6 protein-coding genes are annotated in these 6799 nt (G+C 63.1%); 3 read left to right on the top strand and 3 right to left on the bottom strand.

Annotated elements, in window-relative coordinates:
- Positions 1–6: 6 nt before the first annotated feature.
- The gene (locus tag ACFVJ3_RS45830) at positions 7–1263 is read left to right on the top strand and encodes a hypothetical protein (protein WP_378458389.1); all 1257 of its coding nucleotides are present in this window, start codon (positions 7–9) and stop codon (positions 1261–1263) included.
- 2 nt (positions 1264–1265) lie between these two features.
- A complete protein-coding gene (locus tag ACFVJ3_RS45835; RefSeq protein ID WP_378458390.1) occupies positions 1266–2261 on the top strand; it encodes a methyltransferase in 996 nt (331 codons plus the stop codon).
- 315 nt (positions 2262–2576) lie between these two features.
- Here ACFVJ3_RS45835 and ACFVJ3_RS45840 read toward each other — a convergent pair whose 3' ends face one another.
- Positions 2577–3569 (bottom strand): potassium channel family protein, encoded by a 993-nt coding sequence (locus ACFVJ3_RS45840; protein ID WP_378458391.1) that lies wholly within the window; start codon positions 3567–3569, stop codon positions 2577–2579.
- Between the two features lie 1336 nt (positions 3570–4905).
- Between ACFVJ3_RS45840 and ACFVJ3_RS45845 the strand changes: the two genes are divergently transcribed.
- A complete protein-coding gene (locus ACFVJ3_RS45845) occupies positions 4906–5280 on the top strand; it encodes a CD225/dispanin family protein (protein ID WP_378458392.1) in 375 nt (124 codons plus the stop codon).
- Between the two features lie 60 nt (positions 5281–5340).
- Here ACFVJ3_RS45845 and ACFVJ3_RS45850 read toward each other — a convergent pair whose 3' ends face one another.
- Together ACFVJ3_RS45850 and ACFVJ3_RS45855 are read right to left on the bottom strand one after the other, a co-directional pair.
- Positions 5341–5754 (bottom strand): sigma factor-like helix-turn-helix DNA-binding protein, encoded by a 414-nt coding sequence (locus ACFVJ3_RS45850; RefSeq protein WP_378458393.1) that lies wholly within the window; start codon positions 5752–5754, stop codon positions 5341–5343.
- 161 nt (positions 5755–5915) lie between these two features.
- On the bottom strand, positions 5916–6218 hold the full coding sequence (locus ACFVJ3_RS45855) for a hypothetical protein (protein WP_378458394.1): 303 nt from the start codon (positions 6216–6218) through the stop codon (positions 5916–5918).
- Between the last annotated feature and the right edge of the window lie 581 nt (positions 6219–6799).

A 6799-nucleotide genomic window follows, 5' to 3' on the forward strand; every position in this document is an offset into this window, starting at 1 on the left:
TTCGCGTTGATTTCCGAAACGATGCTCGAAGCCGAGGAGAAATTCGTTCGTTCCGGCGTGATCGGCGTCGGGGGCACGTGTCTTCAGGCTGCTGACGTGACGAGCGATGAATTATCTGGCCGCAATATTGAGAATGCGCTTCGGCAATGGGAGGCGGGGCACTCGGAGTTTCCCCTTGCGGCTGTCGCGGCCCATTATCAAACAGTCGGGCGTCACGGGGTCCGGCCTCACCTGGTCGCCATGCTGCGAAACTTCCATAGCAACAACCGCGCGAATCATGTTCTCGGTGCCTGGCTACCGATGACGTTCGATGCGCAGAACGGCGACTATTTGTCATATGTCGGGCTCGACTATTTCGACCAGGTCGTCCGGTCCGACGACGCGCAGCGCGTGGACGCATTCGTGGCTGCCGCGGCCACGGACCTCGCATTGCTGGAGGCACGAGCCCTCGGGAGGTCGGCACATGCACCCCAGGTGGTCCGGACGCGCGCAGCGACACGAGTCGTGACACAACTCGCGAGGCTCGCACCCGACTTCTCGCTCGATCCTTCCGTGGCCGCGGCTGGCCTTGTGGCGCTGACTCAGCCAGGCGCCAACTACAGTTCGTTTGCTTCAGTCGCCGCGCCGGCGCTGAACGGTGTCCCCGAAGATATCGGAATTGCAGTTCGGCTGACGTTGTTGCCGACGACTCGCCTGCACGACGAGCAGATGTTCATCCGCTGCATCCAGATCTTCGAAGGTCTGTATCGGCAGGTTGCGACAGCGATTTCGATGGCGACCCTGGACCTGCACCACGGTCAGGCCGCAGCGGCAAAGGATCGCCTCGACAGGGCATCGATCCGCCTCGAAGCGGTGCCTGCGCTCTTTCGGGTTCTAACGACGATGCCGGTTGACGCCTTCTCGATAATTCGCGGCTTCACCGATGGGCGGAGCGCGGTGCAGTCCCGCGCGTTTCGTGAGGTCGAGTTCGCCTGCGCTCCACCCGATTCTCGTGACTTCGAGCACATTGCGAAAATCGATATCGGGGAGGCTACGTTGCAGGACGTCTATCTCGCGATGCGGAAAACGCATCCGGATGCAAGCGTTCTCGAGGAGTCGATGCGGCGCCTGGACCGTGCGTGGGGTGCGATGAAGCGAGGCCACTGGGGCATCACCCTGAAAGTCATCGGAACGGTACCTGGCACCGGCGGGACGGCAGGCGCGTCGTATTTGCAGAATGCTGCCAGGATCTCACTCTTCCCGCGGCTGTCCGAGGTGGCGTGAACATGAGCGACATCAACCACCGAGTGAGAAAACAAATCATGGGATACATTGTTTCCCAATCTATTGCAGCCGTCTGCGAACTGGGGGTGCCCGACCGATTGGCGGACGGCGCGTGCTTGCTTGGTGATCTCGCGGCGAGCGTGGGCGCCGACGCCGACGCACTTGGTCGATTCTTGCGGGTACTCGTCGCGGAAGGCTTGCTTGCGGAAGACGGTGGAGGACGATTTGCGTTGACGGAGGCCGGTGAGCTTTTGCGGGCAGAAACTCCGGGTTCGCTTCGTCACTTGGTCGGCTTGATGTCACACGAGGCCTACCTCGTGTGGGGGCACGCAGCCCATTCGATCCGAACGGGGAAGGAATCGTTTTCAGCGGCGTTTGGCATGCCGTACTTCGAATGGTTGTCCGAGAATCCGTCGGCAGCCGATGAGTTCGCACGGGGCCAAGCAGGGCTGGTCGAGCTGCGTTTGTTGCCTTTGCTCAACCACGACTGGTCTGACGCGGGCACCGTCGTCGACGTCGGAGGCGGGACCGGCGCGCTGATCACCCGGTTGCTTGATCGGCACGCGCATCTACGCGGAATTCTGCTCGATCTGCCTCATGTGGTCGCGGAAGCGGCGTCGAAGTTTTGTTCGGCTGGCATCGGTGAACGAACGACAGTTGTGGGTGGAAGTTTCTTTGACGACGTCCCAGAAAATGGTGATGTTTACGTGCTGTCTCAGATTCTGCACGACTGGGATGACGTGTCCGCTGGCAAGATCCTCAGCAGTTGTCGGCGAGCGATCCCGAGAAGCGGACGATTGATGATTGTCGAGCAGGTCTTGCCGGAAACAGCGACAACCCACCCCATGGCTCTGCTGGATCTCCACATGCTGGTTCTCCTGGGAGGTCGCGAGCGCACGTTCACCGAATGGCGCCGACTGTTGACTGACCATGGATTCATGCTGGATTCGATCACACAAGGTCCCCGATCATCCGTCATCGAAGCGGTTCCGGTGTGAGCCCGCCAGCTCGACAACTGTCAAGGTCCGGTAACCGCTTGACGAACGAGTTCCGGTAGCTGGTTTACGGTCGCGGCCCTATCCTGTCGACCGAGCCGCGTGGACACCCCGCACGCCCGCCGGATGCGCGAGACGTTCGGATGCGATCTGAGAGAACAGCGTTGTTGCCGGTTCCTATTCGGGCAGCGACGGTGCTCCCGGTGGACTCGTGCCAGACGACCGACGGCATGAGCTCGCGGTGCGCGATCTGGTAGCTGGCCAGCTTGTCGGTGAGCAGTAATCTATCTATGAAACTGTGACGACTGGCGTCTGGCATCACTGGTTGACATGGTGGCGTACCGCATCGAGTTCTGCTGGGGTGCCGAGGACGATGAGGATCGTTCCGGACCCGAGTTGGAGTATGAGTGCCGGGTTGGCGACGAACTGTCCAGATGTGGTGCGTATTGCGAGAAGTAGTGCCCCAGTGGTCTCCTGAAGCGCGATCTGTGCCAGCGTGGACCCCACCCATGGTGAGGTGGTTGCGACCGTGATCTCCTCCATCCGGTAGTCCAGGCTTTCGTCGTGCATCACGACGTCGAAGAACTCGGCCACATGAGGTTGCAGCGCAAAGGATCCCATCCTGCGGCCGCCGATCAGCTGCGGGTTGACGACCCGGTTCGCGCCGGCGCGCATAAGTTTGGACATCGACCCCTCGTTACGGGCGCGGGCGATGATGGTGAGATCCGGGCGCAGGGCCCGGGACGACAGGGTGACGTAGACGTTGTCGGCATCGGTGTCGAGTGCGGAGATCAACGCGTGCGCGTGTGCGATGCCGGCGGCTTCGAGGATTCGGTCGTCGGTGACGTCTCCGATCACGGTGGGGTAATCGATATTGTGTAGTCGCTCGGGGTCGCGGTCGATGACGACGATTTCCCGGCCGAGTGAGTCGAGATACTGTGCACTCGCAGTGCCTACGCGGCCCCATCCGCAGATGATGATGTGGCCGGACATCCGGCTGATGCGTCGATCCATTCGTCGTCTTTCCATGTGGTGGCGCAGGTGGCCTTCGATGAGCGCTTCGAGGAGTACACCGAACATGTAGAGCGCGGTGCCGACCCCCGCCAGGATCAGGATGATGGTGAACAACTGTCCGACGCCGGTAAGCGGGTGCACTTCGCGGAATCCGACGGTCGTGATCGTGGTGACGGTCTGATAGAGCGCGTCCAGGAGCCCGAAGCCGAGGTCAACGTAGCCGACCGTGCCGATGACAACCACCAGCACGAACGCGAGGAGCGCTCGGCCGATCCGTCGCAGGGGGCTCACCGTCATGATTGTTCCCCCGTATCGGTCGACGCCGGGGCGTTTCAGGCCTCGAAAGCACTTGGTCCCTCCGTCCGTGGCGGCAAAGACAAGAACCTGGAGGGGGAGCCGGCGGGGCCGGATCCATGGCGGTCGCGCTCGGCGCATGACTCAGCGGTTCGTCCGCGGGGACCATCGGCGGAGGAGAGGGCCTGAATCCGTGGGCCTCGATGACGCCGATACGTGGCGGTTGGACCGCGTGAGTCCGCGGCGATGTGGGTACTGCCTCTCCTACTCCTTGGAGGTAGTGATGAAGATCGAGAAGACGGTTGTCGTGGTCGCAGTTGCCACGGCGTGAGTGGGACTCGGTGGTCCAGGGATCTCCGCTGCCGCGGCGATGCCCGTTCAGACCGTTCCAATCAGCCGCTTCAGCCGACCCCGCCGCCGAAGCTCCCAGCGCCATGGAAGGACGCACCCAACTGGGATTTCGATGCACCGGACAACCCTCTGGACGACTGGTGCACGACATGGCAGAACCGGACTCGGCCGAGCCTGCACGACGGTGGGGTGGCCTCGTCTGCGAAGACTGAGAATCCCCGAACCCGTTGGCGGCCAGTATCGTTCGTGTCGAGGTCGCGGCAAGGGGGCATCTGGCCGGGGCGAAATGACACGCTCTGGTCATCAGGCGGTACGACTGGGGATGCCGATCGACCTGATACCCGGGTCGGGTGGGGTGTGCGAATGTGTGGGGTCGGGAATCGGGGCCGTCGGTCTTGTTTTCGGCGACAGCGTCGGGAAGCAGCGGGTCACCACTGTGCGGCCGGCATGATCGATGGGGAGTCAGTGAGAGTGTCCAGATCTGGTCGCGGACTGCTGAAATTCCGCTGAGAATCCCCACCGCCGTCTTCCACATCGTGTCGGGCACGCCTAGCGTTCGATGTGCCACCGATCGCCGCAACCGAGAGAAGGTGGCACACCGGCCTCACCGCAGGCGAGGGGTGGGGCCGGTGACAGCGGGATTCCCCGGTCTGCCACGCAGCGGCGAATGACTTGGATTCGGAGCATTGGCGTATCGGTGCCCCGGATCGGTTGGGTTCACTCGAAAGAAGTCGGCGGCAGTGATCGCCGCACCGCCCGGGGTCATCGCGCTCGCGGGCATGGACCGGAGGAGCACGTCCCTCTATCGGTCCTACCTCTTGGTCGCCTCGGTGCGCACCGGTATACCGGGTTCGTCTTCCCTTCCGTCCTCGTGACCCCGATGTGGTGATCCGAAGGTCAGCGCCGCTATTGCCAGCTGGATCTCAGGCGCTCCTCAGCTTCGACTCCTACCGTGAAAAGTGAACCCCTTGATCCCAGGAGCGTTGCGATGTCGTCCTCCGCCACCGATCCGATTCCCTCGGACCCGACCCCACCCACCACCGCCACCCGCACCTCGGATGCGCAAGCCAGGTCTCAGCCACGGCCGGTCGTCAATGCCGGATGGGCAGTGGCGACCTTGCTGTTCTTCTGGCCGCTGGCCTTCTCCGCATTCACCCACGCGTTCAACGTGTATCCGCTGTGGGCGAGCGGTGACGTCGAGGCTGCGCAGGACGCGTCGGACCGGGTCCGCAGACTCGGGCAACTCTCGCTGTGGATCTTCGGCGGTCTGCTGATCGTCTTCGCGATCCTCTACACGATCGTCACCGTCGCGGTCATCACCCATGGAGGCGGCCATCACGGCATGATGCACCACAGGATCTGACCGGAAACGGTGCTTCATCGTTCTCCCCGCCCTGCGTGCGGTTGCCTCTTGTGCCGGTCGTTACGGGGTTTCGGTCCCCGCACCGGCGAGGGCGCCGCGCAGGGTCTGCAGTGCCCGGTGCTGGTCGAGGAGCACTTCACCGGGCGTGCGTCCGAGCGCTGTTGCGGTGTCGTCGGTGTCGAGTCCGACGATCAACCGCAGGATCAGGACGTCACGCTCGGGTTGGGGCAATGCAGCGAGGCATGTGGACGGTGCAGTGCGGCGGTCCGAAACAGGGGATCGGGCGATCAGCTGAGTCGTCGCGGCGTACAGAACGTGTAGAAACGGGTCCGCGGGGGTGCTGTCCGCGAGTGTCTTCAGGATTGACGCGCACGCGGCGTCCGCGACCGTGTCCGCGACTCGGGGCGCAAGTTCGGCGCGGCAGCGGCGCACGACCATCGGCCGGATAGCGGCGTACAACCGGGCTCTTGCCACCTTGTCTCCGCTATCTACGGCTGCTGACGCAAGATTGTCGAGCGAGTGTTTTTGGAGTGAAGGCCTCATCGCGGCCTCATCTACCTCTCATGTCTGGCCGGCGTCGGGTCGTGGTCGCTGGGAGCGCGACCCGCGGTCCGGAACTCCGATGCTCCCCAGCGCTAGCTGGACCCGAATAGGCCCGAGAACGGATTGGTGGTCGGGGCCGGATTCTGATTGGTGATCGGCAGCCACGGGACGATGTCCTGCCAATCCTGGCTTTGGTCGCCGCGGCGGTCCCAGTCGTGGTGGTGGTCGCTGTCACCGCCCCGCGCGCTGCGATCTGCCTGCACGACCCGCACAGCGGTAGCTGCGGACGCCGGCGCCGCGAGCGCGGCCAGGGGAATTGCAGTGAGGGCGCCGACCACAGCGACCCTCGTCAGAAGCCGTCGATTGCGCGCCAGTGGTGTTGTCTGTCCGGTCATGGTCGATCCTTTCTCCGACAGCCTCGTGTGGGCTGATTGGCGGCGTTCCCAGTGGGGGGTATATGAACCAGTGCAGGCCCGCATCCTGGCTATTGGCTGGCACGAGCCTGGCAATCTCCTGGCAGGAATTTCAACGGCCAAAATATGTTGTGCTGCACTGCATTCAGTGAAGTCGTGACCCGAATGTGTGAGATCGATCGACGGTGAACTGGCGTCCAAACGGCTCGCTGCGGGTGGTCACGCGACCGGCACCGCTGGGTCGGTGGACCGGCAACCTGTAACCGACAGAGACGATGTGGGATCCGAATATCGCGGCACCCGGGTTGCGGCGGTGAGCACGGTGGCTCGAGGCGATCCGTCGATATGCCGTCATCTGGATTCTTGCCGCCACCGAGCGCACAGCGGACACCGTTGCTGTTCGAATGATGCCGTTCTGGCCGACCATCGCTGTGGGAATGATGGTACTGCTGCGGTGTATGTGCGCGTCTAGTACTACAGCCGTAAGTTGATCTTGTCGGCGTGTCTGCGCTGGTGAGAGCGGCCACCGCGCGATCATTCCTTGTTTGTGTGGAACAAAAAAG

The organism is Rhodococcus sp. NPDC127593 (assembly GCF_042671975.1).
In the GTDB taxonomy this organism is placed as follows: domain Bacteria; phylum Actinomycetota; class Actinomycetes; order Mycobacteriales; family Mycobacteriaceae; genus Rhodococcus_F.

Excerpts from the sequence above, each read along its gene's own strand:
- ACFVJ3_RS45835 (WP_378458390.1), top strand. The coding sequence starts at position 1,266 with ATGAGCGACATCAACCACCGAGTGAGAAAACAAATCATGGGATACATT.
- ACFVJ3_RS45855 (WP_378458394.1), bottom strand. The coding sequence starts at position 6,218 with ATGACCGGACAGACAACACCACTGGCGCGCAATCGACGGCTTCTGACG.
- ACFVJ3_RS45840 (WP_378458391.1), bottom strand. The coding sequence starts at position 3,569 with ATGACGGTGAGCCCCCTGCGACGGATCGGCCGAGCGCTCCTCGCGTTC.
- ACFVJ3_RS45845 (WP_378458392.1), top strand. The coding sequence starts at position 4,906 with ATGTCGTCCTCCGCCACCGATCCGATTCCCTCGGACCCGACCCCACCC.